At 67.7% G+C, this 24,212-nt stretch carries 23 protein-coding genes and 1 tRNA gene; 11 read left to right on the plus strand and 13 right to left on the minus strand.

Going from position 1 to position 24,212, the window contains the following annotated elements; all coding sequences use genetic code 11:
- Position 1: 1 nt before the first annotated feature.
- Positions 2 to 964, minus strand: coding sequence for an antibiotic biosynthesis monooxygenase (locus B7R21_RS12860; protein WP_216364230.1), 963 nt, complete (start codon positions 962 to 964; stop codon positions 2 to 4).
- Between the two features lie 2 nt (positions 965 to 966).
- Entirely contained in the window at positions 967 to 2,364 is a 1,398-nt protein-coding gene (guaD, locus tag B7R21_RS12865) for a guanine deaminase (RefSeq protein ID WP_116283643.1), read from the minus strand.
- A 156-nt stretch (positions 2,365 to 2,520) separates the two neighbouring features.
- On the opposite strand from guaD, the gene gndA reads away from it, so the two are divergent.
- From gndA to B7R21_RS12880, 3 genes are all read left to right on the plus strand, one after another.
- Positions 2,521 to 3,978 (plus strand): NADP-dependent phosphogluconate dehydrogenase, encoded by a 1,458-nt coding sequence (gndA, locus tag B7R21_RS12870; RefSeq protein ID WP_116283644.1) that lies wholly within the window; start codon positions 2,521 to 2,523, stop codon positions 3,976 to 3,978.
- Positions 3,979 to 4,238: 260 nt separating this feature from the next.
- The gene (locus B7R21_RS12875; RefSeq protein WP_116283645.1) at positions 4,239 to 5,108 is read left to right on the plus strand and encodes an SDR family NAD(P)-dependent oxidoreductase; all 870 of its coding nucleotides are present in this window, start codon (positions 4,239 to 4,241) and stop codon (positions 5,106 to 5,108) included.
- Positions 5,105 to 5,497: a hypothetical protein gene (locus B7R21_RS12880; protein WP_253259799.1), complete on the plus strand. Its 393-nt coding sequence runs from the start codon at positions 5,105 to 5,107 to the stop codon at positions 5,495 to 5,497. Before B7R21_RS12875 ends, B7R21_RS12880 begins: the two co-directional genes overlap by 4 nt.
- Before the next feature lie 16 nt (positions 5,498 to 5,513).
- On the opposite strand, the gene B7R21_RS12885 is transcribed toward B7R21_RS12880, so the two are convergent.
- From B7R21_RS12885 to B7R21_RS12900, 4 genes are all read right to left on the minus strand, one after another.
- On the minus strand, positions 5,514 to 5,783 hold the full coding sequence (locus tag B7R21_RS12885) for a mycoredoxin (RefSeq protein ID WP_116283647.1): 270 nt from the start codon (positions 5,781 to 5,783) through the stop codon (positions 5,514 to 5,516).
- 61 nt (positions 5,784 to 5,844) lie between these two features.
- The gene (locus tag B7R21_RS12890) at positions 5,845 to 6,822 is read right to left on the minus strand and encodes a ribose-phosphate diphosphokinase (protein WP_116283648.1); all 978 of its coding nucleotides are present in this window, start codon (positions 6,820 to 6,822) and stop codon (positions 5,845 to 5,847) included.
- Positions 6,823 to 8,361, minus strand: a complete 1,539-nt coding sequence (gene glmU / locus B7R21_RS12895) for a bifunctional UDP-N-acetylglucosamine diphosphorylase/glucosamine-1-phosphate N-acetyltransferase GlmU (RefSeq protein ID WP_116283649.1) — start codon at positions 8,359 to 8,361, stop codon at positions 6,823 to 6,825.
- Between the two features lie 42 nt (positions 8,362 to 8,403).
- A tRNA-Gln gene (locus B7R21_RS12900) sits at positions 8,404 to 8,475 on the minus strand.
- A 104-nt stretch (positions 8,476 to 8,579) separates the two neighbouring features.
- Here B7R21_RS12900 and B7R21_RS12905 point away from each other — a divergent pair.
- Positions 8,580 to 9,080, plus strand: a complete 501-nt coding sequence (locus B7R21_RS12905) for a MarR family winged helix-turn-helix transcriptional regulator (protein ID WP_116283650.1) — start codon at positions 8,580 to 8,582, stop codon at positions 9,078 to 9,080.
- Positions 9,081 to 9,088: 8 nt separating this feature from the next.
- On the opposite strand, the gene B7R21_RS12910 is transcribed toward B7R21_RS12905, so the two are convergent.
- Positions 9,089 to 10,963 (minus strand): ABC-F family ATP-binding cassette domain-containing protein, encoded by a 1,875-nt coding sequence (locus B7R21_RS12910; protein ID WP_116283651.1) that lies wholly within the window; start codon positions 10,961 to 10,963, stop codon positions 9,089 to 9,091.
- Positions 10,964 to 11,059: 96 nt separating this feature from the next.
- On the opposite strand from B7R21_RS12910, the gene B7R21_RS12915 reads away from it, so the two are divergent.
- Genes B7R21_RS12915 through B7R21_RS12925 form a run of 3 tightly spaced genes read left to right on the plus strand, consistent with a single transcriptional unit; the run spans position 11,060 to position 12,074 of the window.
- Positions 11,060 to 11,311: a DUF6458 family protein gene (locus B7R21_RS12915; RefSeq protein WP_116283652.1), complete on the plus strand. Its 252-nt coding sequence runs from the start codon at positions 11,060 to 11,062 to the stop codon at positions 11,309 to 11,311.
- A complete protein-coding gene (locus tag B7R21_RS12920; RefSeq protein WP_116283653.1) occupies positions 11,308 to 11,847 on the plus strand; it encodes an adenine phosphoribosyltransferase in 540 nt (179 codons plus the stop codon). Before B7R21_RS12915 ends, B7R21_RS12920 begins: the two co-directional genes overlap by 4 nt.
- Positions 11,848 to 11,885: 38 nt before the next feature.
- On the plus strand, positions 11,886 to 12,074 hold the full coding sequence (locus tag B7R21_RS12925) for a hypothetical protein (RefSeq protein ID WP_116283654.1): 189 nt from the start codon (positions 11,886 to 11,888) through the stop codon (positions 12,072 to 12,074).
- Between the two features lie 64 nt (positions 12,075 to 12,138).
- On the opposite strand, the gene B7R21_RS12930 is transcribed toward B7R21_RS12925, so the two are convergent.
- The 5 genes from B7R21_RS12930 to rsmI form a co-directional block, all read right to left on the minus strand.
- Positions 12,139 to 13,074 carry a 4-(cytidine 5'-diphospho)-2-C-methyl-D-erythritol kinase gene (locus B7R21_RS12930; RefSeq protein WP_116283655.1) on the minus strand — a complete coding sequence of 312 codons (936 nt, stop codon included), beginning with the start codon at positions 13,072 to 13,074 and terminating at the stop codon, positions 12,139 to 12,141.
- Positions 13,075 to 13,148: 74 nt separating this feature from the next.
- On the minus strand, positions 13,149 to 14,006 hold the full coding sequence (gene rsmA / locus B7R21_RS12935; protein ID WP_116283656.1) for a 16S rRNA (adenine(1518)-N(6)/adenine(1519)-N(6))-dimethyltransferase RsmA: 858 nt from the start codon (positions 14,004 to 14,006) through the stop codon (positions 13,149 to 13,151).
- A complete protein-coding gene (locus tag B7R21_RS12940; RefSeq protein WP_116283657.1) occupies positions 14,003 to 14,956 on the minus strand; it encodes a TatD family hydrolase in 954 nt (317 codons plus the stop codon). The genes rsmA and B7R21_RS12940 overlap by 4 nt, the downstream gene beginning before the upstream one ends.
- Positions 14,953 to 16,521 (minus strand): methionine--tRNA ligase, encoded by a 1,569-nt coding sequence (metG, locus tag B7R21_RS12945; protein WP_116283658.1) that lies wholly within the window; start codon positions 16,519 to 16,521, stop codon positions 14,953 to 14,955. Before metG ends, B7R21_RS12940 begins: the two co-directional genes overlap by 4 nt.
- 41 nt (positions 16,522 to 16,562) lie before the next feature.
- Positions 16,563 to 17,438, minus strand: a complete 876-nt coding sequence (gene rsmI, locus B7R21_RS12950) for a 16S rRNA (cytidine(1402)-2'-O)-methyltransferase (RefSeq protein ID WP_116283659.1) — start codon at positions 17,436 to 17,438, stop codon at positions 16,563 to 16,565.
- A gap of 77 nt (positions 17,439 to 17,515) precedes the next feature.
- Here rsmI and B7R21_RS12955 point away from each other — a divergent pair, with 77 nt between their 5' ends.
- Together B7R21_RS12955 and B7R21_RS12960 are read left to right on the plus strand one after the other, a co-directional pair.
- On the plus strand, positions 17,516 to 19,162 hold the full coding sequence (locus tag B7R21_RS12955) for a dolichyl-phosphate-mannose--protein mannosyltransferase (RefSeq protein ID WP_116283708.1): 1,647 nt from the start codon (positions 17,516 to 17,518) through the stop codon (positions 19,160 to 19,162).
- 71 nt (positions 19,163 to 19,233) lie between these two features.
- The gene (locus B7R21_RS12960; RefSeq protein WP_116283709.1) at positions 19,234 to 20,370 is read left to right on the plus strand and encodes a YeiH family protein; all 1,137 of its coding nucleotides are present in this window, start codon (positions 19,234 to 19,236) and stop codon (positions 20,368 to 20,370) included.
- 133 nt (positions 20,371 to 20,503) lie between these two features.
- Here B7R21_RS12960 and B7R21_RS12965 read toward each other — a convergent pair whose 3' ends face one another.
- Positions 20,504 to 22,099, minus strand: coding sequence for a long-chain-fatty-acid--CoA ligase (locus B7R21_RS12965; RefSeq protein ID WP_116283660.1), 1,596 nt, complete (start codon positions 22,097 to 22,099; stop codon positions 20,504 to 20,506).
- 144 nt (positions 22,100 to 22,243) lie between these two features.
- Between B7R21_RS12965 and B7R21_RS12970 the strand changes: the two genes are divergently transcribed.
- Both B7R21_RS12970 and B7R21_RS12975 read left to right on the plus strand, forming a co-directional pair.
- On the plus strand, positions 22,244 to 23,539 hold the full coding sequence (locus B7R21_RS12970) for an O-acetylhomoserine aminocarboxypropyltransferase/cysteine synthase family protein (protein WP_116283661.1): 1,296 nt from the start codon (positions 22,244 to 22,246) through the stop codon (positions 23,537 to 23,539).
- The gene (locus tag B7R21_RS12975; RefSeq protein WP_116283662.1) at positions 23,536 to 24,123 is read left to right on the plus strand and encodes a CoA-binding protein; all 588 of its coding nucleotides are present in this window, start codon (positions 23,536 to 23,538) and stop codon (positions 24,121 to 24,123) included. Before B7R21_RS12970 ends, B7R21_RS12975 begins: the two co-directional genes overlap by 4 nt.
- The last annotated feature ends 89 nt before the right edge of the window (positions 24,124 to 24,212 follow it).

Raw genomic sequence — 24,212 nt, forward strand, 5'->3', positions numbered from 1 at the left:
GTCAGCCTGCGGTCGTGGCGATCAGCAGCGCATCCAGAGCCATCGACGCACCGTAGAGCACGGCGAGCACGACGTACCCCAGCACCTCCCGGCGCGTACCGATGCCGGGCTTGTGCCACCACGCAAAGACCCGGAAGATCCAGGGGGCGACCAGCCACCCCAGCAGCTGCGTGCTCACGACATTCCCGATGAACAGGCTCAGCCAGAACGGCACCCCGCTCAGGAACGGCGTCGCTACGAGGTAGCCGAACAGAAAGACGATCGGGTAGAGCACCAACAGAACGAGCAGGTTGTCCTTGAAGATCATGAGGCGGCTGGGCCGGTCGGTGTTCCAGAAGGTGAACCCGTAGTTCGCTTTCGAGACCCGGGTGTCCGACGCGTAGGCCTCGCCCTCGGCCAGCAGCTTGCGGCGCTGCGGCGAATCCGTCCAGGCCGCGAGGTGCTCGTCGGTGTCGAAGCTCAGGATGACCGTCCAGTCCTCCTGCACACCGGGCGTCGGGCGTTCGATCTTGTGCCCCTGGAAGCCGGGGAAGTTCGCCTCGGCCGCCGAGATCCTGCGCTGCCAGCTGAGGAACGCCGCTTCGTCGGCCGGCTCGACGCGGCTGGTGACGATGATGGATGCCGCATCCGGAGTCTTCCGTTCATCCTCGGTGACGAGGTGGATCTCCTCCTGGCCGACAAAGTGCCCCTTGATCTCGTCGAACAGGGCCGCCCGCTCGGAGCTCTGCAGCCAGCTCCGGGCCGCCTCGACGTTCACGAAGCGCTGCACGAGCACCCAGTCGGTCTGCGACGGCGGCGACGGCTCGATGACCTCGCGGCCGAGGAAACCCGGCCAGGTCGCGAGAACGTTGCCGAGCTTCCGCTGCCAGGCCCGGTAGGCGTCGTCGCTGCCCGGCAGCACACGGCGTTGGATGATCAGCGAGACCGCGGGCCCCTGAGTGGTGGTGCCCACCGTCGTCGCCACGCTCAGCCCTTCTTGTAGGCTCGCGAGCCGTACACCCAGGTCTCGTCGACAGCACGTTCGTCTCCGACGATCATGATGCCGAAGAGCATGTTCGCCGCGTCATCCATCGTCACCGGGTCGCCACCGTCGGCGATGAGCGAGGAGTGCCAGTCGGCGCCGGGAGGGCCCTGGGTCCAGTCGAGGGCGACGAAGTCCGCCTCCTTGCCGATTTCGAAGCTGCCGACCCGGTCGTCGATGTAGAGCCCTTCGGCTCCACCGAGCGTGATTGACCAGAAGGCGCGGTAGGCGCTGAGCTTGTTGCGCTCCGACTCGGCCGTCGCCATCTTCGCGGGGTCGACGCTGCCGTCGAGGATGGTGTTGTTGATCATCCCGACCTTGTAGGCACCGTCGAGCACGGCGAGCATCGAGAAGCGGTTGCCGCCGCCCATGTCGGTGCCGAACGACATGCGCACGCGCTGCTCGGGGTCAGTCGCCTTGCCGAGCCGGAACATGCCGCTGCCGAGGAAGAGGTTCGAGTGCGGGCAGAACGTGACAGAGGCATCCTTGTCGTGGATGCGCTTGAATTCGTCGTCCGAGAGCCAGACGGCGTGGCCGCCGGAGAACTTCGGGCCGACCAGGTTGTACTTCTCGTAGACCGCCAGATAGTCGTCGCATTCGGGGTGGAGTGCGAGAACGCCCCGGATCTCGTGCGGGTTCTCGCTGATGTGCGTGTTCACCCAGGTGTCGGGGTACTCCTTCTTCAGCTGCTCGCACCGCTCCATCTGCGCGGGGCTCGATCCGAAGGCGAAGCGCGGCGTGACAGCGTAGAGGTTCCGGCCCACATTGTGGTACTTCTCGATCAGCGTCCTGCTGTTCTCGTAGAAGCTGTCGGCGGTGTCGGCGAAGTAGTCGGGGGCATTCTGGTCGATGCCGGTGAGCCCGGCGATCATCCGCATCGAGCGGCGGGTGGCCTCTTCGAAGAACTCCTCGGTGCAGACCGGCGCCGTGCTCGTGAAGACCTGTGCCGTCGTGGTGCCGGAGGCCAGCAGGTTGTCGAAGAACCGGACCGCGCCGTCTTTGGCGTACGCGCGGTCGGCATAGCGCGCCTCTTCGGGGAACACCCACTTCTGCAGCCACGGCAGCAGCTGGAGGCCGAACGCGCCGAGCACCCGGGTCTGCGGAAAGTGGATGTGCCCGTCGATGAAGCCCGGAGTGATGATGCGGTGCTCGATGTGGGTCACGTCGATGTCAGCGAACTCGTCGATGATCTCGCCGTATGCTCCGAAGGCGATGATGATGCCGTCTTCGACGACCATCAGGCCGTCGGAGAGGAACCGGGCCGACGCCTCCTCATCGCCGACATGCTTCCACGGGTCGTCGACGAAGTCGAAGAATGTGCCTCGGATGCCAGTGATACTCACGATGTGTCGCCTCTCTAGGGGGGTGCTCGGTGCGATCCTATTACCCCCGTACCCCGGACTGGGGGCAATTGACCACATAGGGGGGTAGTCATCCCCCACCGGGGCCTTCGGGGTGAAAGCACTACGCTTGAAAGGGCACTTATCTGGAGGAAGAACATGGCTGGAACAAGCGAAGCGACTGCGAACATCGGTGTTGTCGGGCTTGCTGTGATGGGATCGAATCTCGCACGCAACCTCGCGAGCCGCGAAGGCAACACGGTGGCCGTCTACAACCGCTCGGTGGAGCGAACGAACCTGCTCATCGACGAACATCCAGAGGCCGGCTTCGTCGCCAGCGAGAAGATCGAGGACTTCGTCGCCTCCCTCACGAAGCCGCGCACGGCCATCATCATGGTGCAGGCCGGGAAGGGCACCGATGCGGTCATCTCCCAGCTCGCCGAACTGTTCGAACCGGGCGACATCATCGTCGACGGCGGCAACTCTCTCTTCACCGACACCATCCGCCGCGAGGAGGCGATCACGCCGACCGGTATCCACTTCGTCGGCACCGGCATCTCGGGCGGCGAGGAGGGCGCGCTGAAGGGCCCCTCGATCATGCCCGGCGGGTCGGATGAGTCGTGGAAGACCCTCGGCCCCATCCTGAAGTCGATCGCCGCCATCGCCGAGGGCGAGCCCTGCGTGACCCACGTGGGCACGGGCGGCGCCGGCCACTTCGTCAAGATGATCCACAACGGCATCGAGTACGCCGACATGCAGCTGATCGCCGAGTCGTACGACCTGCTCACGAAGGTCGGCGGCCTGAGCCCGCGCGCTGCGGCCGACGTCTTCACCGAGTGGAACTCGGGCGACCTGGAGTCGTACCTGATCGAGATCACGGCCGAGGTTCTCAAGCAGGTCGACGCCTCGACCGGCAAGCCGTTCGTCGACATCGTGCTCGACCAGGCCGGGTCGAAGGGCACCGGCGTCTGGACCGTGCAGAACGCGCTCGACCTGGGCGTGCCCGTGGGCGGCATCGCCGAGGCCGTCTTCGCGCGGGCCGTGTCATCGCACCCCGAGCAGCGGGAAGCCGCGCAGGCCGTCATCACGTCTCGCCCCTCCCCCGTGTCGGTCGGCGACTCGTTCAGCGACGACGTCAACGCCGCGCTCTACGCCTCGAAGGTCGTCGCGTACGCGCAGGGCTTCGACGCCATCATCGCCGGGGCCGAGAAGTACGGCTGGGACATCAACAAGGGCAACATCGCGAAGATCTGGCGGGGCGGCTGCATCATCCGGGCCCAGTTCCTGAACCGAATCGTCGAGGCGTACGACAAGAACCCGGGCCTGAAGACGCTGCTCGCCGACCCGTACTTCGCCTCGGCGGTTGCCAACGGTGAGGCCGCATGGCGCCGGATCGTGTCGACTGCGGCGCTCTCGGGCATCCCGGTTCCCGGCTTCAGCTCGGCGCTCAGCTACTACGACTCGCTCGCGTCGAAGCGTCTGCCGGCCTCGCTCGTGCAGGCGCAGCGCGACTTCTTCGGAGCGCACACCTACAAGCGCGTCGACAAGGAGGGTACGTTCCACACCCTCTGGTCGGGCGACCGCACCGAGATCGAGACCGAGGGCAGCTCGCACTAGCCGCGAAGCGCCGTCGTAGAAGAGGATGACGCACACGTTGAGGCTCACCCAGCCGTAGCGCGTGCGTCATCCTCTTTTACGTCGCCGGTCGCCGACCCGCAGAGTCGTTCGCGGGTCGCCGACCCGCAGGGTCGTTGGCCGGTCGCCGACCCGCAGGGCCCGCGGAGCCCGGGGAGCCCGCGACCGAATTGTTGCAGGACCGTTGGCAGAACCGGCCGGAAGTCCGAGTGGCTGTCAGCGGATGGGCGGATAATTTGTGCATGGCCCCTGAGTCCCCCCGCCCCGCCTCCGCCCGCCCCGTCGCCCTGGTCACCGGTACGTCCACCGGGATCGGGCTGGCGACCGCCGTGTCCGCCGCCCTGGCCGGCTGGCACGTGGTCGCCACGGTTCGCCGCGCCGGCAGCGACGTCGACCTGCTCACGGCCGCCGAGGTCGCGGGGGTCTCCTCTCACGTCGAGGTGCGGATGCTCGACATCACCGACCCGCAGGCCGCCGCCGCACTCGTCGACGACGTCGCGGCAACCCACGGGCGTCTCGATGCCGTGGTGAACAACGCCGGGTCCGGCCACGTGGGCACGCTGGAGCTCGACTCCCTCGACGAGGCGCGCCGGGTGATGGAGGTCAACTACTTCGGCGTGCTGAACGTCACGAGACCTGCGATGCCGCACCTCCGCGCATCCGGCGGCCGCCTCGTCACCGTCACGAGCGTGGGCGGAATCGTCGGCCAGCCGTTCAACGAGAGCTACTGCGCGGCGAAGTTCGCGGTGGAGGGCATGATGGAGAGCCTCCATCCGGTGGCAGCGGCTGTCGGGGTGCGCGTCACCGTGGTCGAGCCGGGTGCTGTGGCCACCGAGTTCGTGGCGGGCGTCGGGCCGAGCATCCAGAACCTGCTGGGCGACGCGGGCGCGTATCGGGAGCCGTTCGAGAGGTACATCGAACGCACCCGGGGCGCCTTCGATGCCGCCCAGAGCCCGCAGGGCGTCGCCGACGTCATCGTGGGCGTGCTGCTCGACGAGCACCCGCCGTTCCGGGTGCAGACCTCCGACAGCGCGACCGGTTTCGTCGGTCTGAAGCTCCGTGATCTCGACGGCGGCGCCGTCACCTCGGCGACTGCAGGATGGATCGCGTGACCGACTACGACGACGAACCCGAACTCGCGGGCTACGAACCGCACGGAGACAGGCCGCTTCGGAGCGCCCGGCGGCTCCACGTGATGCGCGCCGTCGTCGTGCTCGGCATCGTCGCCCTCGTGCTGCCGGGCATCCTCACGACCTACAGCCTCGCGAAAGCCACCGCAGGCGCGGCCTGCGCGGCCAACGTCAGCTACCGCGTGCCGAGCGCCACGGGCTCCGCGGTGAGGTTCGAAATCTTCAGCGCTGTCGGCGCGGGGTGGGTCTGCTACTCGGTGGGCGCCTATGGCGGAGACCGCAAACCGGTCGCAGCACTCGGCCTGATCCCCTCGTACCCGACGCAGGCCGAACTGCGCCAGCTCAGCCCGCAGGACTCGCTGAACCCGTAGGGGTACCGCCTGGGGGTCAGAGGCCCAGGCGGCTCTTCACTTCGATGACCGACGGGTTGGTGGCGCTTGTTCCGTCGGGGAACAGCACGGTCGGAACCGTCTGGTTTCCGCCGTTCAGGGCCTCCACCAGCTCGGCCGTACCCTCGACCTCCTCGATGTTGACCTCGGTGTAGCCGATGCCGTCTTTGTCGAGCTGCTTCTTGAGGCGGTTGCAGTAGCCGCACCACGAGGTGCTGAACATCGTGATGGTCTCTGCGGCAGGAAGAAAGTCGGTTGCAGTTGTCATGCTTTCTTCAACCAGCCGCCTGCGAGGTTTATTTCACGCCCCGCGCCTCACGCACGGCAACTCACGCGTCGCCGTCGAACATCGACGTGACAGAACCGTCGTCGAACACCTCGTGGATCGCGCGAGCGAGCAGCGGTGCGATCGGCAGCACGGTGAGCGACGGGAACCGCTTCTCCTCCGGGATCGGCAGGGTGTCGGTCACCACCACGGAGTCGATGAAGTCCGACTGCAGGATCTCGTAGGCCGGATCGGAGAACACCGCGTGCGTGGCCGCCACGATGACACCCTTCGCGCCGGCGTTCTTCAGGGCCTCGGAGGCCGCGACGATGGTTCGACCGGTGTCGATCAGGTCGTCGACCAGCAGGCACCATCGACCGCTCACATCGCCCACGATCTCGTGTACGGAGACCTGGTTCGGCACCAGCGGATCACGGCGCTTGTGGATGATCGCCAGAGGTGTTCCGAGCTTGTCGCTCCACACGTCGGCGACCCGCACGCGCCCCATGTCGGGCGACACGACCGTGAGCTGGTCGAGGTCGAAGGTCTTACGAACGTGCTCCATCAGCACCGGCATCGCGAACAGGTGGTCGACGGGACCATCGAAGAAGCCCTGGATCTGTGGCGCATGCAGGTCGACCGACATGATGCGGTCGGCGCCGGCGGCCTTGAACAGGTCGGCGACCAGGCGTGCCGAGATGGGCTCGCGGCCGCGGTGCTTCTTGTCCTGGCGGGCGTAGGGGTAGAACGGGGCGACCACGGTGATGCGCTTCGCCGAGGCACGCTTCAGAGCGTCGACCATGACGAGCTGTTCCATCAGCCACTCGTTGATCGGCGTCGAGTGCGACTGGATGACGAACACGTCGCTGCCGCGCACGCTGCCGTTGAAGCGCACATAGAGCTCACCGTTGGCGAACGTGTGTGCGGTGGTGCTGATCAGTCCGGTGTCGAGCTCGGCCGCGATGGCCTCAGCGAGCTCAGGATGCGCCCTCCCCGAAGCGAGAACGAGGTGCTTTTCACCCTTGGACGTGATCTCGGACACTTATTCTCCTGAATCCGGAGCGACGGGCTCCGCTGTTGTTGAATTGTCTGCTGATGAGTTGTCGGCTGTCGCATTGTCGGCTGTCGCCGCTTCTGCTCGCTTCGCAGCCAGGTCGGCGGCCGATCCCTCGCGGTGCGAGGCGACCCATCCTTCGAGATTGCGCTGCGGTGCGACGTTCATGGCCAGCGACCCGGGCGGAACGTTCTTTCGCACCACTGTTCCGGCTCCGCTGTACGCTCCGTCTCCGATTGTAACGGGGGCGACGAACACGTTGTGCGAACCCGTGCGCACGTGGGAACCGACCTCGGTGTGGTTCTTGACGACGCCGTCGTAGTTCGCGAAGATCGTGGCCGCACCGATGTTCGACTGCTCGCCGATGTGCGCATCCCCGACGTACGAGAGATGCGGAACCTTGCTGCCCGCGCCGATCGTTGCGTTCTTCGTCTCGACGAAGGTACCGATCTTGCCGCCGGCACCCAGAACGGTGTTCGGCCGCAGGTAGGAGAAGGGGCCGACAGTGGCGCCCGCACCGATGACGGCGAGTTCGGCATCCGTTCGCTTCACGATCGCACCCTGCCCGATCTCGCAGTCGACAAGCGTCGTGTCGGGCCCCACGACGGCCCCGCGGGCGATGACGGTCGCACCGCGGATCTGCGTTCCGGGCAGCACCGTCACGTCGGGCTCGAGCGTGGCCTTGAGGTCGATCCAGGTGGTCAGGGGATCCTGCACCGTCACGCCGGCCAGCTGCCAGCCCCGGATGATCAGGGCATTCATCTTGGCGGCCGCTTCGCTGAGCTGCGCGCGGTCGTTGATGCCGGCCACGAGCCACGAGTCGGCGACGGGCAGCGCGGTCACCTCGGACCCGGCCCGTCGGAGCAGCTCGATCACGTCGGTGAGGTACTTCTCGCCCTGCGCATTGTGCGTGCTGAGCTGCGGCAGCAGGTCGCGGAGTTCGCTCGCGCCGAACATGTAGACACCCGCGTTGATCTCGGCGATGGCGAGCTCGCTGTCGGTGGCATCGCGGTGTTCGACGATGCGGTCGACCCGGCCCGCGCTGCCGTCGGCACGGGAATCGTCGTCGTCGGCGTGGCGGATGATCCGGCCGTAACCCGACGGATCGGGCAGGTAGGCGGAGAGCAGTGTCGCAGCTGCGCGCGAGCGGCGGTGCTCGTCGACCAGACCCGCGAGCGTCTGAACGTCGAGCATCGGGGTGTCGCCGTTCATCACCAGCACGTCTCCGTCGAAGTCGGCGGGGAGGGCATCCACCGCCTGCTCGACAGCGCGGCCGGTACCGGGCGTCTCGTCTTGGTCGACGACGAGGCCGTCGGGGAGCTGATCGGTGATGACATCGACGAGCAGGTCGCGTTCGTGGCGCACCACGGCCACCGTGTAGGCAGCGTCGAGCTCCCGGGCCGTGGCCAGCACATGGCTGACGATCGGGATGCCCGCGAGGTGGTGCAGGAGCTTCGGGGTCTTTGACCGCATCCGCGTTCCCTGGCCTGCGGCGAGGATGATGATCGCGAGTCGTGAGTCGGTCATTGTCCTCTTTCGTTCCGGGCGTCGGAGGTTCTGCGCCGGGCGCTCCGCCTCCAGGATTCGAACCTAGTCCTAACAGCTCCAAAGGCTGTCGTGCTGCCGTTACACCAAGGCGGAATGCCCGAGACTGACGCCTCGTGCAGTGCACAAGTCTGCCAGATCGAGCGCCCGCACGTGACGACCCCGACCAGATCCGGGCGGTTTCGGGCGATAATGAAAGGATGCCCGATCCGGAATCCACTGACTCAGTCGACGCGATCGTCGACGCGTGGAAGCGGGAACGGCCCGATCTCGACTTCGCACCCCTGCAGGTGCTCTCCCGGGTCTGGCGCCTCTCCCGGCACCTCGACAGGGCCCGCCGCACCTCCTTCGGCACCAGCGAGCTCGACTCGTGGGAGTTCGACGTGCTCTCCGCGCTCCGCCGGGCGGGTTCGCCCTACCAGCTGAGCCCGAAGGCACTGCTGGAGGAGACCCTGGTGTCCTCCGGCACCATGACGAACCGGATCGACCGGCTCGTCAGCCGGGGCCTGGTGGAGCGGCGAACTTCGCCACGCGATGGCCGGGGCATCCTCGTCACGATGACGGCCGACGGGCTCGCCCGGGTCGACAGGGCCATCGACGAGCTCGTGATCAATGAGACACAACTGCTGTCGAGCCTCTCGAAGCCCGACCAGGAACGCCTGGCCGGACTTCTGCGGAAGCTCTCGCGCGACTTCGGCTAGCAGTACAGCTAAGCCAGCAGCTCGCTCAGCTCCAGCCAGCGGAGCTCCAGGTCGCTGAGCGTCGACTGCACGGTGTCGAGCTCGGCCGACAGGGCTCCGAGGCCGGAGTAGTCGCTCGCGTCGTGCGTCGCCATCTTCTCGTGGATGCTCGCGACCTGCGTTCCGTACTTCTCGAGCCGGCGGTTCACCGAGGCGAGCTCCTTCTGGGCGTTCCGGAGGTCGGCACCCGACAGTTTCGGCTTCGAGGGTGCGGCGCTGCCCGATCCGCTCGCGCTGCCCGTGCTGCCTGTGCCGCCCGACTGGCCCGCCTGCGACTCGGTCGGGCTCGACGTCGATCCGCGCGAACCGGTGCGCTGCTGCAGTGCCCGCACCTCGAGGTACTGGTCGACGCCCCGCGGCAGATGGATGAATCCCCCCTCGATCACGGCGTACTGGTTGTCGGTGACGCGTTCGAGCAGGTACCGGTCGTGCGAGACGACGAGGAGCGTGCCCGGGTAGGTGTCGAGCAGGTCCTCGATGGCGGCGAGCATGTCGGTGTCGAGGTCGTTGGTGGGCTCATCCAGAATCAGCACGTTCGGTTCGCTGAGCAGGATCAACAGCAGCTGCAGGCGGCGCTTCTGCCCACCGGAGAGGTCCTTCACCGGCGTGGAGAGCTGCGCACTCGTGAAGCCGACGCGTTCGAGGAGTTGGGTGGGTGTCATCTCCTTGCCGCCACTCACGTACGAACTCCGCTGGCGGCCGATGACCTCGCTGACCCGGTCGTTCAGGATGTCGTCGAGCTCGAAGAGCTGCTGGGTGAGGGTCGCCACGCGGATGGTCTTGCCGCGCTTGACCGTTCCCGTGGTCGGCTGGAGCGAACCCGCGACGAGGCTCAGCAATGTGGACTTGCCCGCGCCGTTCACACCCAGCACACCCGTGCGCTCACCCGGGGCGATGCGCCAGGTCACGTCGTGCAGCACGCGCTTCTCCGGCGTGGTGCCGGATCCGTTCCCTTCGTAGACGACGGAGACATTCTCGAGGTCGACCACGTCTTTGCCGAGGCGCTGCATGGCCATCGACGCGAGCGAGATGGAGTTGCGCACGGGCGGCTCGTCGGCGATCAGAGCGTTGGCAGCATCGATGCGGAACTTCGGCTTCGCTGTGCGGGCAGGGGCGCCGCGCCGCAGCCACGCGAGCTCCTTCTTCATGAGGTTCTGGCGCTTGCCCTCCATGGTCGCCGCCATCTGGTCGCGCTCGACGCGCTGCAGGATGTATGCCGCGTATCCGCCCTCGAACGGTTCGATGAGCCGATCGTGCACCTCCCAGGTCGCAGTGCAGATCTCGTCGAGGAACCACCGGTCGTGTGTGACGACCACGAGCCCTCCGGCGTTCGCCGACCAGCGGCGCTTCAGGTGACCGGCGAGCCAGGAGATGCCCTCGACGTCGAGATGGTTGGTCGGTTCGTCGAGGAAGATGATGTCGTGGTCGCCGATGAGCAGCTGGGCGAGCGCGATGCGACGGCGCTGGCCGCCCGAGAGGTCGGAGACGCGCGCGTCCCACGAGATGTCGCTGGCGAGGCCCGCGATGACGTCGCGCACGATGGGGTCTCCCGCCCAGACGTGCTCGTCGATGTCGCCGACGATGGTCTGGCCGACCGTCAGAGTGTCATCGAGGGTGTCGGACTGGTCGAGGACGGCCAGCGTGACGCCGTTCCGCCGGGTCACGCGGCCCCTGTCGGGCTCGAGGCGCCCCGCGAGCATCCGGAGCAGCGTGGACTTGCCGTCGCCGTTCCGGCCGACGATGCCGATGCGGTCGCCCTCGTTGATGCCGATGGTGACGTCATCGAAGATCACGCGGGTGGGGAATTCGAGGTGGAGGGACTCTGCCCCCAGTAGATGTGCCATTACCTCAAGTTGACCACAGAATCGAGGGGTCCACGGTGAGGGTCGAAACGCGCACACGCGTGTAGCGTCTGTGGTGACGCAGAAAGCAGGTCTCCCATGAGTCTCGGATTCGGTATCTTCCTCATCGCCGTCGGCGCCATCCTCGCCTTCGCCCTCGACGTGACCGTCAGCTGGATCGACGTGAAGACCGTCGGCTACATCCTCATGGGCGCGGGCTTCGTGATCGTGATCATCGGCATCGCCTTGATCGCCCGCAAGCGCTCCTCGACGGCGACGACCCGCAGCGCGGTCGACCCGGTGAGCGGCGAGCAGGTCACGCGGAGCGAGCGCCGCGACGACGTGGTGTGAGCAACTCTTCGAGCGTGGCGCAGCTGATCGCCGCCAGATTGACCACCACCCCGGATTTTCCGAAGCCGGGCATCCTGTTCCGCGACCTGACGGCGCTGATGGCCGACGGCCCCGCACTCCGGCAGGTGACGGATGCCCTGCTCTCCCGCATGCCGGCCGACATCGATGCCGTGGTCGGCGTCGAGGCCCGCGGGTTCCTGTTCGCGGCTGCGGCAGCACATTCGCGGGGTATCGGGGTGTACCCCATCCGCAAGGCCGGCAAACTGCCCGGGCCTCTGCTGAGCGAGACCTACTCTCTCGAATACGGCACGGCGACCATCCAGCTGCAGCCCGATTCGCTCGCCCCGGGTTCCCGGGTCTACGTGCTCGACGACCTGCTGGCCACCGGAGGCACCCTGGCGGCGGCCGTGCGCCTCCTCGAGAGAGCGGGCTACGTGGTGGTCGGGCTCGGTGTGGCGATCGAACTCGAGGGGCTCGGCGGGCGCGACGTTCTCGAGGGGTACCCGGTGCACGCGCTCATCGAACTGCCGGGCTGAGCGGTCTTCCGGATGCCCGGAACGGGCGCCCCTGCACGATGAGCTTCGAGCTGCTCGCGCGGCTCGTGGCGGTCGGTCGCCCGCTGCAGCAGCTGCACACGGAGGTGTACCGCCGAACATCCGGAACCGTCGACCCGTCGCACCAGACGGAACCCCGCCGCTCGACCCTGATCGCGCCGTATACCGCCGAGGTTCGCGCGAGGGCATTCCTCCGAGCAGAGCCCTGACCCAGCGGCGCATGGCGCCGATGCAGCAACGCGCGCCAGGGCGCACTCGGGGTGGCCGCGGCGGTCAGTCGCCAATCAGGCGGGCACCGTGCACGGGTCCGGTCACCCGCACGACGTTGTGGCGCGCGGCGCCCAGCGCGACCTGCAGTTCGAGCGCGCCGTCGAGGTCGGCCGCCAGGAACGCGACCGTCGGCCCGGAACCTGACACGATGCCGGCCAGGGCGCCGTTGGCCTCGCCGACCTCCAGCACCTGGGCGAGCGCTGGCGCGAGATGCAGCGCCGGGGCCTGGAGGTCGTTGTGCAGCGACTCGGCGAGCATGTGCGGATCGCCCGCCCGGAGGGCCTGCAGAACGTCGGCGTCGACCGTGGGCTGGGTCTGCGCGGGAAAGATGTCCTGGGCGTGCCTGTCCCGATGCCGGTCGAGTTCCTTGTAGACCTCGGGGGTCGAGGAACCGAACTCCGCGAGCGCCAGCACCCACTGGAACTGGCCTTTTGCGAGCGCAGGGCTCAGCCGGTCGCCGCGGCCCGTGCCGATCGCCGTGCCGCCCGTGAACGCGAACGGAACGTCGGCCCCGAGGCGCGCGGCGAGCCCGAGCAGCTCCTCACGCCCGAGCTCGGTGCCCCAGAGCGTGTCGCAGGCCAGGAGAGTGGCTGCGGCATCCGCGGACCCGCCGCCCATGCCGCCCGCGATGGGGACGTTCTTCGAGATCTCGAGGTGCACTCCCCCGCGGTATCCGGCGCGATGCGCAAGCATGCGCGCGGCGCGGATGGCGAGGTTCGAACCGTCGGTGAGCAGGGCTGACGAGTCGATGGATCCGGTGAAGGCGACCGAGAAGTCGTCGGCGTCGAACGCTCTCACATCTTCATAGAGCGACACGGCCTGGTAGGCGGTCGCCACGTCGTGGTAGCCGTCGGGCATCACCGCACCGACTTTGAGGAACACGTTGATCTTGCCCGGGGCCCTGACATGAACCGCTTTGCCCCGCCAGCTCTGAGTCATGTCAATAACCTACCTGAGGCTGGCGACGTCGCCGGACGGTGGCCAGCTGGGCCACCCGGACGGTGTAGTCGCCCTCACTCGACGGTCGTCGCCAAACGGGCGATCGCCAGGAAATCGTGCACGGTGAGTGCTTCACCGCGCGCGGTGGGGTCCTGCCCGGCAGCCTCGATGACCTGCGCAGCGGTCGCTGCGCTGCCGAACACGCTCGACAGCGACTGCCGCAGCATCTTGCGTCGCTGCTGGAAGGCAGCGTCGACCAGTTCGAACGTGGCGAGCCGCAACTCCTCGCTGGCGAGGCTGGTGCTCGAACGCTCGAAAGCGACCAGCACCGAGTCGACGTTGGGCACAGGCCAGAACACCTGGCGGCTGACCTGGCCTGCCGTTCGCCAGGTTCCGTACCACGACGCCTTGACACTCGGGCTGCCGTAGACCTTCGACCCGGGGTCGGCCGCGATGCGGTGCCCCACCTCGGCCTGCACCATCACCACACCGCTCTGGATGCTCCAGAAGTGTTCGAGGAAGTGCAGCAGCACGGGCACGGAGACGTTGTACGGCAGGTTCGCCACCAGCCGGGTCGGCGCCCCGGGCAGCGACATGATGCGCATGGCATCGTCGCGGATGACGGTCAGCCGGGCATCCGGTTGCAGCACCCCGACCGTGAGCGGCAGCTGTTCGGCAAGACGCTTGTCGATCTCCACGGCGATCACCTCGGCGCCCACCTCGAGGATTCCGAGGGTGAGCGAACCGAGCCCGGGACCGACCTCCACCACGGTCTCACCGGACTGCACGCCCGCGATCCGCACGATGCGGCGCACCGAGTTGCCGTCGATGACGAAGTTCTGGCCGAGTTTCTTGGTCGGCGTGAGGTTCAGCAGCTCGGCGAGGTCCCGGATCTCGGCCGGCCCCAGCAGAGCCGCGCGTTCGTCGGTCATCGGTCGGCCCACTCGGGCAGCACGACGGGTTCGGCAGTCCACGAACCGTAGACGAGTTCGGTGTTCGACGAGATCTGCGCCGCGAGCATCGACACGTCGGTGCCGAGGTGCTCGGCCATTGCGCGGAGGGTGTGGGGAATGAGGTAGGGCGCGTTCGGCCGACCCCGGTTCGGCGTCGGCGTGAGGAACGGCGCGTCGGTCTCCACCAGCAGCAGGTTGCGAGGAGCGACTGCCAGCGCATCCCGAAGCTTGCCCGCATTCTTGAAGGTCACGGTGCCGGCGAAGGACATGTACCACCCGTTCTCGGCGCAGATGCCGGCCAGCTCCGCGTCGCCGGAGAAGCAGTGGAACACCGTGCGTTCGGGTGCACCGACGCGTTTCAGCGTCGCGATTACTTCGGCGTGCGCATCCCGGTCGTGGATCTGCATCGCGAGGTTGTTCTCTTTGGCCATCTCGATGTGGGCCTCGAACGAGCGGTATTGCGCCGCGAGGGCCTCGTCACCCGAGGTGCGGAAGAAGTCGAGCCCCGTCTCACCGATCGCCGCGACGCGGGGGCGCGTCGCGAGCTCGGCGATGACCGCGAGGGCATCGTCGAGGCCGCCCGCGAGATCGTACACGGGCGCCTCGTTCGGGTGCAGAGCGACGGCGGCGAGCATCCGGGGCTCGCGGAGCGCCTGCTCGGCCGACCAGCGTGAGGTCTCGACGTCGCCGCCGACCTGCACGACACCGCGGACGCCGACACTGGATGCCCGGTCGAGGTGCTCACGGTATGTCAGCGTCTCGCCCTCGTGACCGTCTGCGATCTCGAGGTGTGTGTGGTTGTCGTACACAGGAACGGTGAGCGGCTCCGGGAGCGGCGGGTAGCTCAGGTCGCGGCCGGGCGACGGGTCTCGCTGCCGGATGAAGGGTTGGTCGGCGCCCTGCCCGGCAGGCGGCCCTCCGTCGGTCACGCCGCGCCTTCGATGGTCTCGACCCGCGGGAACAGCGGGGCGAGGGTTTCGACGCGGCCGACGCCCTGCCAGTCGTCTGCCTGGCGGATCGGCACGTCGGCGACGTCGCCGACCCCGCCGAGCGCCTGCCAGAGCTTCGTCGTGGCCTCGGGGATCACGGGCGACAGCAACACGGCCAGGGTGCCGACTCCGTGCACGACGGTCGCCAGAACCGTCTCGAGACGTGCGCGGTCTTCGGGGTTCTTCGACAGCTTCCACGGCTCCTGCACCGTGATGTACCCGTTCAGCTGGTCGACCAGCTGCCAGATGCTCGTGAGGGCATCCTGGATGGCGAGCCGCTCGATCGCGGCGTCTGCCTCGGCGACCACCGAGCGCTCGAGTGCGCGGAGGCCCTCCTCTGCGTCGGTGAGGGTGCCCGCATCCGGAACCCGGCCGTCGACGTACTTGATCACCATGGCGATCACCCGCGATGCGAGGTTGCCGAACCCGTTGGCGAGTTCGGACTGGTAGCGGGCCGAGAGGTCTTCCCAGCTGAACGAGCCGTCCTGGCCGAAGGTGATGGCGCTCATGAAGTAGTACCGGAACGCATCCGAACCGAACGTGTCGGTGATCTGGTTCGGGGCGATGCCGGTGAGCTTCGACTTCGACATCTTCTCGCCCCCGACGAGCAGCCAGCCGTGGCCGAAGACCTGCTTGGGCACGGCCAGCCCTGCGGCCATCAACATCGCCGGCCAGATGACGGCGTGGAAACGGGCGATGTCCTTGCCGACGATATGAGTGGCGGGCCAGAGCTCCTCGAAACGGGCGTCGTCGCTGCCGTACCCGGCCGCGGTGATGTAGTTCAGGAGCGCGTCGAACCAGACGTAGACGACGTGCGTGTCGTCCCACGGCACCTTGATGCCCCAGTCGAACGACTGGCGGCTGATCGAGAGGTCGTGCAGGCCGCGCCGGACGAACGCGACGATCTCGTTGCGCACACTCTCGGGCTGGATGAACTCGGGGTTCGACTCGTAGAGGTCGAGCAGCCGGTCGGTGAAGTCGCTCATGCGGAAGAAGTAGTTGCGCTCCTGCAGCAGCTCCACCGGCTTGGAGTGGATGGCGCAGACCTGCACTCCCTCGTACTGGCCGGTGCCGTCGACGAGGTCGGTGGGCTGCTTGTACTCCTCACAGCCCACACAGTAGAAGCCCTCGTAGTCGCCCGTGTAGATGTAGCCGGCGTCGAAGAGGCGCTGCAGGAACAGTTGGACGTTCTTCTCGTGCCGCTCGTCGGTGGTGCGGATGAAGTCGTCGTTCGAGATGTCGATCGTGGCCAGGAGCGGCTGCCAGGCCGTCGCCACGAGGCGGTCGGCCCACTCCTTGGGCGAGACACCGTTGGCCGTGGCTGTGCGAAGGATCTTTTGCCCGTGCTCGTCTGTACCCGTGAGGAACCACGTGTCGTCGCCCGCCTGGCGGTGCCAGCGCGCGAGCACATCGGACGCCACCTCGGTGTACGCGTGCCCGATGTGGGGCACGTCGTTGACGTAGAAGATGGGGGTGGTGATATAGAACGAAGAGCCGTCGGACATGCTCCTCATCTTAAGGCGTGCCGGGCATCCGGGCCGCCGTGTTACCGCGGCTGGGGATAACCCGGCAGATCGGGCGACTGTGGGCGAGAAGACGTGCCGGATGCCCGCCCGGCCAGCGCGGCCTCGTAGAGATCGCGCTTGCTGAGACCCGTCGCCTCGGCGATCGCCGCAGCGGCATCCTTCAGCCGCGTTCCGTCTGAGACCAGTTCCCGCACCTGCGCCAGCCCCGTCTCGAGGGTGACCTCCAGTGCGGCAGCGCCCGCCACGACGAGCACGATCTCGCCCTTCACGCCGGCGGAAGCCCAGGCCACGAGCGACGCCGCCCCGCCCCGGCGCACCTCCTCGTAGAGTTTCGTGAGCTCCCGGCACACCGCCACGACCCGACCCTCGCCCAGCACCGCCGCGATGTCGGCAAGCGACGCCGCGAGCCGGTTCGGCGATTCGAAGAACACCATCGTGCGACGCTCCCGCACGAGTTCGGTCAGGGCCGACACCCGCTCCCCCTGCTTTCGCGGCAGGAAGCCCTCGAACGTGAACCGGTCGGTGGGCAGCCCCGACACCGCGAGCGCCGACACGACGGCCGACGGACCCGGGATGATCGTGACATCCACACCCGCGGCGACAGCCGCCTGCACCAGGTGGAACCCCGGGTCTGAGACCGTCGGCATTCCGGCATCGCTCAGCACCACGAGGTCGGTCGTGCGAGCCAGCTCCACGAGCTCGGCCGCCTTCTCCCGCTCATTGTGGTCGTGGAGGGCAAGCAGCCTCGGCCGGTTCTGAACACCGAGGGCGCGCAGCAGTTTCGCGGTGACACGGGTGTCCTCCGCCGCGACCACCTCGGCGGCCTCGAGGGTCTCGACGAGACGCACGGAGGCATCCTTGAGGTTGCCGATCGGGGTGGCGGCGAGGATGATCATCCTCCCAGTCTCGCACCGCTACCCCTTCCCCGGTGTGGCGGTGCGCTCGGGTGGCCCTCGGGGTTCGCACCAGTACCATGGGGCGGGTGAGCCCAGCGACCGACTCCGTACCCCCCGCGCCAGCCCCGTTGGCCGCCGACGCCCCGGCGCGCCCCGAAGGCCCCCGCGGAAGCCGGCTCGACACATGGTGGGCGGCCCTCGTGAGCACCCCGGCCCGGCAGCGGGCCTGGCGCTGGGGCGGGCCGATCGCCGTCACGCTGCTCGCCGCGATCCTCCGGCTCGTAAACCTCGGCGACCCGCACAGCCTGGTCTTCGACGAGACGTTCTACGTCAAAGACGCCTGGTCGCTGCTGCACCTCGGCTACGAGGGATCCTGGCCGTCGACGCCCGACCCGGCCTTCAACGCCGGCGACGTGAACACCTACACCAACAGTCCGACGTATGTCGTGCATCCACCGCTCGGAAAGTGGATCATCTCCCTCGGGCTCGCCGTGTTCGGAGCCGAGAACAGCTTCGGCTGGCGCGTCTCGGTGGCGGTCTGCGGCATCCTCGGTGTGCTGCTCATCTCGATGATCGGTACGAAACTCTTCCGCTCGACGCTTCTCGGCTCGATCGCCGGGTTCCTGTTCGCGATCGACGGGCATGCGATCGTGATGTCGCGGGTGGGCATTCTCGACGGCATCCTGATGCTCTTTCTCCTTCTCGGATTCGGCGCCTTCCTGCTCGACCGCGAGTGGCATCTGAAACGGTTGGCCGAGCGCATAGCCGCGAGCGAGCGGGAGGGCCGGGAGGTGCTCTGGGGCCCCGCGATCTGGAACCGGCCGTGGCTCCTGGCCGCCGCCGTCGCCCTCGGCCTCGCCACGGCGGTCAAGTGGTCGGGGCTCTACTTCCTGGTCGCTTTCGCCCTCTGGACCGTGCTGGTGGATGCCCTCGCGAGGCGCCGCGCCGGCCTCCCGTTCTGGATCAGCGCCGCCATCCTCAAACAGGGCCTCGCGTCGCTCGTGCTGCTGGTGCCGGTGTACCTCGCGAGCTACCTCGTCACCTGGACGGGCTGGTTCACCAGCACGAACGGCTACTACCGCAACTGGGCGCAGACCGACGGCACGCCCTGGGCCGGTGGGCTCGCCTGGGTGCCGCTCACCATCCAGAACTTCTGGCACTTCGAGGTGAGTGTCTACAACTTCAATGTGAACGAACATTCGCCGCATCCCTACGCGGCCAATCCGTTCACCTGGTTGTTCATGATCCGGCCGACGCAGATGTATGTGAACACGATCAGCGACGGCACCGGCGGCTGCGGCGAGCAGACCTGCTACGAGAACATCACCTCGGTCGGCAACGCTGCGATCTGGTGGGCTGCGACGGCTGCCATCTTCTTCCTGGTCTACCGTCTCATCCGAAAGCGCGAATGGCAGGTCGGCATCATCCTGATGGGCATGGTGGGTGGTTACCTGCCCTGGTTGCTCTTCTCTGGCCGCACGATCTTCCAGTTCTACACGATCGCCTTCGAGCCCTACATGATCCTCGGGCTGACATTCGTGATCGGCATGGCCCTCGGCAGGCGCACGGATGCCCGGCGAAAACGGGTCGCGGCCCTCTGGGTCGTGGCCGCCTATCTCCTACTCGCGGTGGCGGTGTCGGTGTTCTTCTGGCCGGTGTGGACGGCACAGCCCATCCCCGGCTGGCTGCTCACCCTGCACTACTGGCTGCCGTCGTGGCGGTGAGCGGAGCAAATCCGACAGGCGCGGTTCCGGATGCCCGACGCCGACGGTCGCGCTTCCCCGGCCCACGCTGGCTGCCCGGGTTCGTCGTCGCGGGCGCGGCGACGCTCATCGCGTTCCTCCTCCATCTCGCCCTGCCGGCCATCCCTCCGCTCACCGCTGCGGTCGGGCTCGGGATGATCGTGGGCCAGATCCCCGCCACGCAGCGGTTGCTCGACACGGTCCTGAAGCCCGGTATCGCGCTGGCTGCGCGCCGGCTGCTCCGGATCGGCATCGTGCTTCTCGGGCTGAAGCTCTCGCTCTACGACATCGCCGGACTCGGCTGGCCGACCATCGTCGTCATCGTGCTCGTCGTCGGAATCACCTTCGCGGCAACCTTCGGCTTCGGCCGGCTGCTCCGCCTGCCCGGCACCCAGCCGATCCTGATCGCCGCCGGTTTCTCGATCTGCGGCGCCTCGGCGATCGGCGCGATGAGTGCGGTCACCCGCAGCAAGGACGAAGACCAGGCCACTCCTGTGGCGCTGGTCACGCTCTGCGGCACTCTGGCGATCTTCATCCTGCCGGCCCTCCGCTTCCCGCTGGGGCTCGACGACGCCGACTTCGGCCTCTGGGTCGGACTCAGCGTGCACGATGTCGGGCAGGTCGTCGCGACCGCCCAGATCGCCGGCCCCGTCGCTCTCGCCGTGGCCGTCGTCGTGAAGCTCACACGGGTGCTGACCCTCGCGCCGATGGTCGCGATCGCCGGGTTCTTCGAGCGCGGGCGCGACCGCCGCGCACTCCGGGCCGAGGAGCTCGACCGGTCGGCACGGCTCGCACGGCTCGCCGCCGGAACGGCCAGTGAATCCGACGCCGCGATCGCCGCAGAGGAGGGTACCGACGAGTTCAGACGGAAGGCTGCCGCCGCGGCATCCGCAGCCCGGGCGAAACGCCCTGCGATCGTGCCGCTGTTCATCGTGGGATTCCTGGCCGCCGTGCTGGTGCGCACCTTTTTGCTCGGTGACGGTGCGCTGGGGGCCTCCGTGGCAGCCCCGGTTCTCTCCGTGGCAGACACCGCGCAGACCATCCTGCTCGCGATGGCCCTGTTCGGGCTGGGCTCGAACATCCGGTTCGCCGCCCTCGCCCGCACCGGCTGGCGCGCCCTCATCGTCGGCCTCGCCTCGTGGCTGCTCATCGCGGTGCTGTCGCTCGCGGCGGTGACCCTCCTCCGCTGACCCGCCCCGCCCCGCCCTCGCCCCGCCGCTCCAAACCGGGCGTAAAAGAGGACTGAAGCCGCGGAGCGTCGCCTGCACACTCAGCGGATGCCCCAGTCCTCTTCTACGGCTGGCGCCGCGCGGAGACGGAGGGTCAGCCGGCGACCGGCGCGCCCGCCTCCGCGGCGACGGGCGCGCCCGCGCGCGCCGCATACGCGGCCACCAGCTCGCGCTTCAGCACCTTGCCCGACGGGCCGAGCGGCAGCGCCTCCACGATGTCGATGTGGCGCGGGTACTTGTAGGCCGCGACATCCTGCTTCACGAACTCCGAGAGCTCGTCGGCCGTGGCCGAAGCGCCCGCCGCGAGCACGACTGACGCGATGATCTCCTGCCCGTGCGTCTCGTGCGGCACCCCGTAGACCGCCACCATCGAGACGGCCGGATGCCCGGCCAGAACCTCCTCGACCTCCCGCGGGTACACGTTGTAGCCGTTCCGGAGGATCATGTCCTTCGTGCGGTCGACGATCGTGAGGTAGCCGTCCTCGTCTTTCCGGCCGAGGTCACCGGTACGGAACCAGCCGTCCACCATCGCCTTCGCCGTGTCCTCGGGGCGGTTGTGGTAGCCGTTCATGAGATTGTGGCCGCGGATGACCAACTCGCCGAGCTCGCCGGTCGGCAGCAGCACGATGGAGTCGGCCGTGTCGGCATCGGCGATCTCGACATCGACCCCCCAGATCGGCGTGCCGATCGTTCCTGCACGGGGCGGCACCCCGACCATGTTGAACGTGGCGACGGGTGAGGTCTCGGTGAGGCCGTACCCCTCGTGGATCTCGGTGCCGAACAGTTCCTTGAAGCGGTTGATCACCGCGACGGGGATGGCCGCACCCCCCGAGATGCCGTAGCGGAGCGGCGGGCGGGCCTGGGTGCGGGTCGCAGCATCCAGAAGCGCGATGTACATCGTCGGCACGCCCATGAAGATCGTGCACTGCTGCTCGTTCATCACCCGCAGCGCGGTGTCGCCGTCGAACTTCGGCACCATCACCATGGTCGCTCCGGCGCGGAAGACCGTGTTCATCGTGCAGGTCTGCCCGAACGTGTGGAAGAGGGGCAGGGCACCGAGCACCTTGTCTCCCTCCTTCATGTCGAAGGTCGTCAGCAGCGACACGTTCACCTGCTCGACGAGCGCCAGGTGGGAGCCCTCAGCTCCCTTGGGCGTGCCCGTCGTACCGCTCGTGTAGAGGATGGTCGCCGTGTCGAACGGATCGCGCTGCACATACGTGTCGATCGGAACGGATGCCCGGGCCTCGTCCTCGAGCCGGGGCGGCAGCTCGGGGTTCGCCTCGGGCAGCAGCACGCTCAGCACCGGCACGCCGGCGAGCCCCGCACCCTTCGCGCCCTCTGCCAGAAGCGGAGCGGCGCAGACGAGCAGTTCGGCGCCACTGTCGCGGAGCACGTACTCGATCTCCTTGCCCTTCAACAGGGCATGGATCGGCACGACGACCCCGCCGAGCGACAGCACGGCGTAGTAGATCCGAGGGAAGTCGGCGACGTTCGGGATCAGCATGGCCACTGACGTTCCCGGGCCCACACCCCGGTCCCGCAGGGCTCCGGCATACTGGCGTGTCTGCTGCCAGAGCTCGGCGTAGGTGGTCGAGGTCTCACCGACCACGATCGCAACATGGTCGGGTGTTCGTCTCGCTGCTTCGACCAGAATCGAGGCAACGGACATCGTGGCAAAACCTGTACTCATGAAGCGCTTCTCTCAGTCGGCATTGACGTGCGTCCAGCTTAGATCGGCAGTCTCAGAACTGCCTGCGAGACCCGCGGCGTCACATTGCGTAGCACGGGCCTCCGAAGGGCATTCGTGACGATAGCCTCCGGTAGTTTGGCTTCCATGGCAGATCGCGAATACGGCTTCAGGACTCGGGCAATCCACGCAGGCAACATCCCCGACGAGGTGACCGGCGCCCGCGCTCTGCCGATCTACCAGACGTCGGCATTCGTCTTCGATGACACGGCGGACGCCGCGGCCCGTTTCGCCCTGCAGAAGTACGGCAACATCTACAGCCGGCTCGCGAACCCGACCGTCGCTGCCTTCGAGGAACGCATCGCCAGTCTCGAGGGCGGGCTCGGCGCTGTGGCGACCGCCAGCGGGCTCGCTGCGCAGTACATCACCTTCGCGTCGCTGGTCGGCGCGGGCGATCACATCGTGTCGTCCGCCAACCTCTACGGCGGCTCGATCACGCAACTGGATGTCACGCTCCGCCGTTTCGGCGTCGACACCACCTTCGTGCGAAGCTCCGACCCTGCCGACTACGCCGCAGCCATCACCGACAAGACCAAGCTGGTCTTCGCCGAGACCGTGGCGAACCCCTCGGGCGAGATCGCCGACATCGAGGGGCTCGCCGAGGTCGCCCACGCCCACGGCATCCCGCTCATCATCGACTCCACCATCGCCACCCCGTTCCTGAACCGGCCCATCGAGTGGGGCGCAGACATCGTCATCCACTCGGCGACCAAGTTCCTGGGCGGCCACGGCACCACCCTCGGCGGAGTCGTCGTCGAGAGCGGCCGGTTCGACTGGCACAGTGAGAAGTTCCCGCTGTTCGGCCAGCCCGTGCCGAGCTACGGCGGCCTCGAGTGGTCGGGCAATTTCGGCGAGTACGCCTTTCTGACGAGGCTCCGCGCCGAGCAGCTCCGGGACATCGGCCCCTCCCTCGCCCCGCACTCCGCGTTCCTGCTCGCGCAGGGCGTCGAGACGCTGCCGTTCCGCATGCAGGCGCACATCGACAACGCACGGATCGTCGCCCAGTGGCTCGACGCCGACCCCCGCGTCGAGTACGTCAACTGGGCAGGGCTCCCCGGGCATCCACACTACGAACGCGGCCTGAAGTACCTGCCGAAGGGTCCGGGTTCGGTCTTCAGCTTTGGCGTGAAGGGCGGCCGGGATGCCGGGCGCACGTTCATCGAATCCGTCGATCTGGCGAGCCATCTCGCGAACATCGGCGATGCCAAGACCCTCGTGATCCACCCCGCGTCGACCACCCACGCCCAGTTGAACGAGCAGCAGCTCGTCGAGGCGGGCGTGCTGCCCGGCATCGTGCGGATCAGCGTGGGAATCGAAGACCCCGAGGACATCGTCTACGACCTCGACCAGGCATTGACGAAGGCGACGGAAGGTCTCTCATGACACTCACCAACGACACTCCCGGCGAGCTCGTGACGGCCCAGCTCTCGAACGGCCTGACCTGCTCGGTGCCGTCGTCGTCACCCCTCGCGAAGCTGCTGAAGTCGCAGCGCACCTGGGTCGGCCCCGATGCGAAGGCACGCCTGAAGATCCTGCGGACGGCGAAGTCGATCGCCATCGTGGGTGCATCGCCGAACGCCGCGCGCTCGAGCTACTTCGTGGGCACGTACCTCCTGTCGTCGAGCGACTACCGCGTCTACTTCGTGAACCCGAACGCGAAGGAGATCCTCGGTCAGCCGGCCTACCCGGATCTCGCCTCGCTCCCCGAGGTACCCGACATCGTCGACGTGTTCCGCAAAGCCAGCGACATCCCTTCAGTGATCGACGACGTCATCGCGAGCGGCGCGAAGACCGTCTGGGTGCAACTCGGCATCTGGAACCAGGAGGCGGCGGAGTACGGCGAGAGCAAAGGCCTGGCCGTGGTGATGGATCGCTGCATCAAGGTGGAGCACGCTCGCTTCCACGGCGGGCTGCACCTGCTGGGCTTCGACACCGGCCAGATCTCGGCGCGCAAGACCCTCCGCTAGGGCGCACCGGTCACGAGGCCGATTGTTACGCAGCCGTGACATTCACCCGCAATGTTCAGGTCGATGTCACTGGTCGCCGCTAGCGTTGA

The organism is Subtercola boreus, assembly GCF_003399625.1.
Classification (GTDB): Bacteria; Actinomycetota; Actinomycetes; order Actinomycetales; family Microbacteriaceae; genus Subtercola; species Subtercola boreus_C.

Excerpts from the sequence above, each read along its gene's own strand:
- B7R21_RS12915 (WP_116283652.1), top strand. The coding sequence starts at position 11,060 with ATGAGTCTCGGATTCGGTATCTTCCTCATCGCCGTCGGCGCCATCCTC.
- B7R21_RS12905 (WP_116283650.1), top strand. The coding sequence starts at position 8,580 with ATGCCCGATCCGGAATCCACTGACTCAGTCGACGCGATCGTCGACGCG.
- B7R21_RS12885 (WP_116283647.1), bottom strand. The coding sequence starts at position 5,783 with ATGACAACTGCAACCGACTTTCTTCCTGCCGCAGAGACCATCACGATG.
- gndA (WP_116283644.1), top strand. The coding sequence starts at position 2,521 with ATGGCTGGAACAAGCGAAGCGACTGCGAACATCGGTGTTGTCGGGCTT.
- metG (WP_116283658.1), bottom strand. The coding sequence starts at position 16,521 with ATGTCCGACGGCTCTTCGTTCTATATCACCACCCCCATCTTCTACGTC.
- B7R21_RS12910 (WP_116283651.1), bottom strand. The coding sequence starts at position 10,963 with ATGGCACATCTACTGGGGGCAGAGTCCCTCCACCTCGAATTCCCCACC.
- B7R21_RS12975 (WP_116283662.1), top strand. The coding sequence starts at position 23,536 with ATGACACTCACCAACGACACTCCCGGCGAGCTCGTGACGGCCCAGCTC.
- B7R21_RS12965 (WP_116283660.1), bottom strand. The coding sequence starts at position 22,099 with ATGAGTACAGGTTTTGCCACGATGTCCGTTGCCTCGATTCTGGTCGAA.
- B7R21_RS12970 (WP_116283661.1), top strand. The coding sequence starts at position 22,244 with ATGGCAGATCGCGAATACGGCTTCAGGACTCGGGCAATCCACGCAGGC.
- rsmA (WP_116283656.1), bottom strand. The coding sequence starts at position 14,006 with ATGACCGACGAACGCGCGGCTCTGCTGGGGCCGGCCGAGATCCGGGAC.
- B7R21_RS12955 (WP_116283708.1), top strand. The coding sequence starts at position 17,516 with ATGGGGCGGGTGAGCCCAGCGACCGACTCCGTACCCCCCGCGCCAGCC.
- B7R21_RS12875 (WP_116283645.1), top strand. The coding sequence starts at position 4,239 with ATGGCCCCTGAGTCCCCCCGCCCCGCCTCCGCCCGCCCCGTCGCCCTG.
- B7R21_RS12930 (WP_116283655.1), bottom strand. The coding sequence starts at position 13,074 with ATGACTCAGAGCTGGCGGGGCAAAGCGGTTCATGTCAGGGCCCCGGGC.
- rsmI (WP_116283659.1), bottom strand. The coding sequence starts at position 17,438 with ATGATCATCCTCGCCGCCACCCCGATCGGCAACCTCAAGGATGCCTCC.
- glmU (WP_116283649.1), bottom strand. The coding sequence starts at position 8,361 with ATGACCGACTCACGACTCGCGATCATCATCCTCGCCGCAGGCCAGGGA.
- B7R21_RS12925 (WP_116283654.1), top strand. The coding sequence starts at position 11,886 with ATGAGCTTCGAGCTGCTCGCGCGGCTCGTGGCGGTCGGTCGCCCGCTG.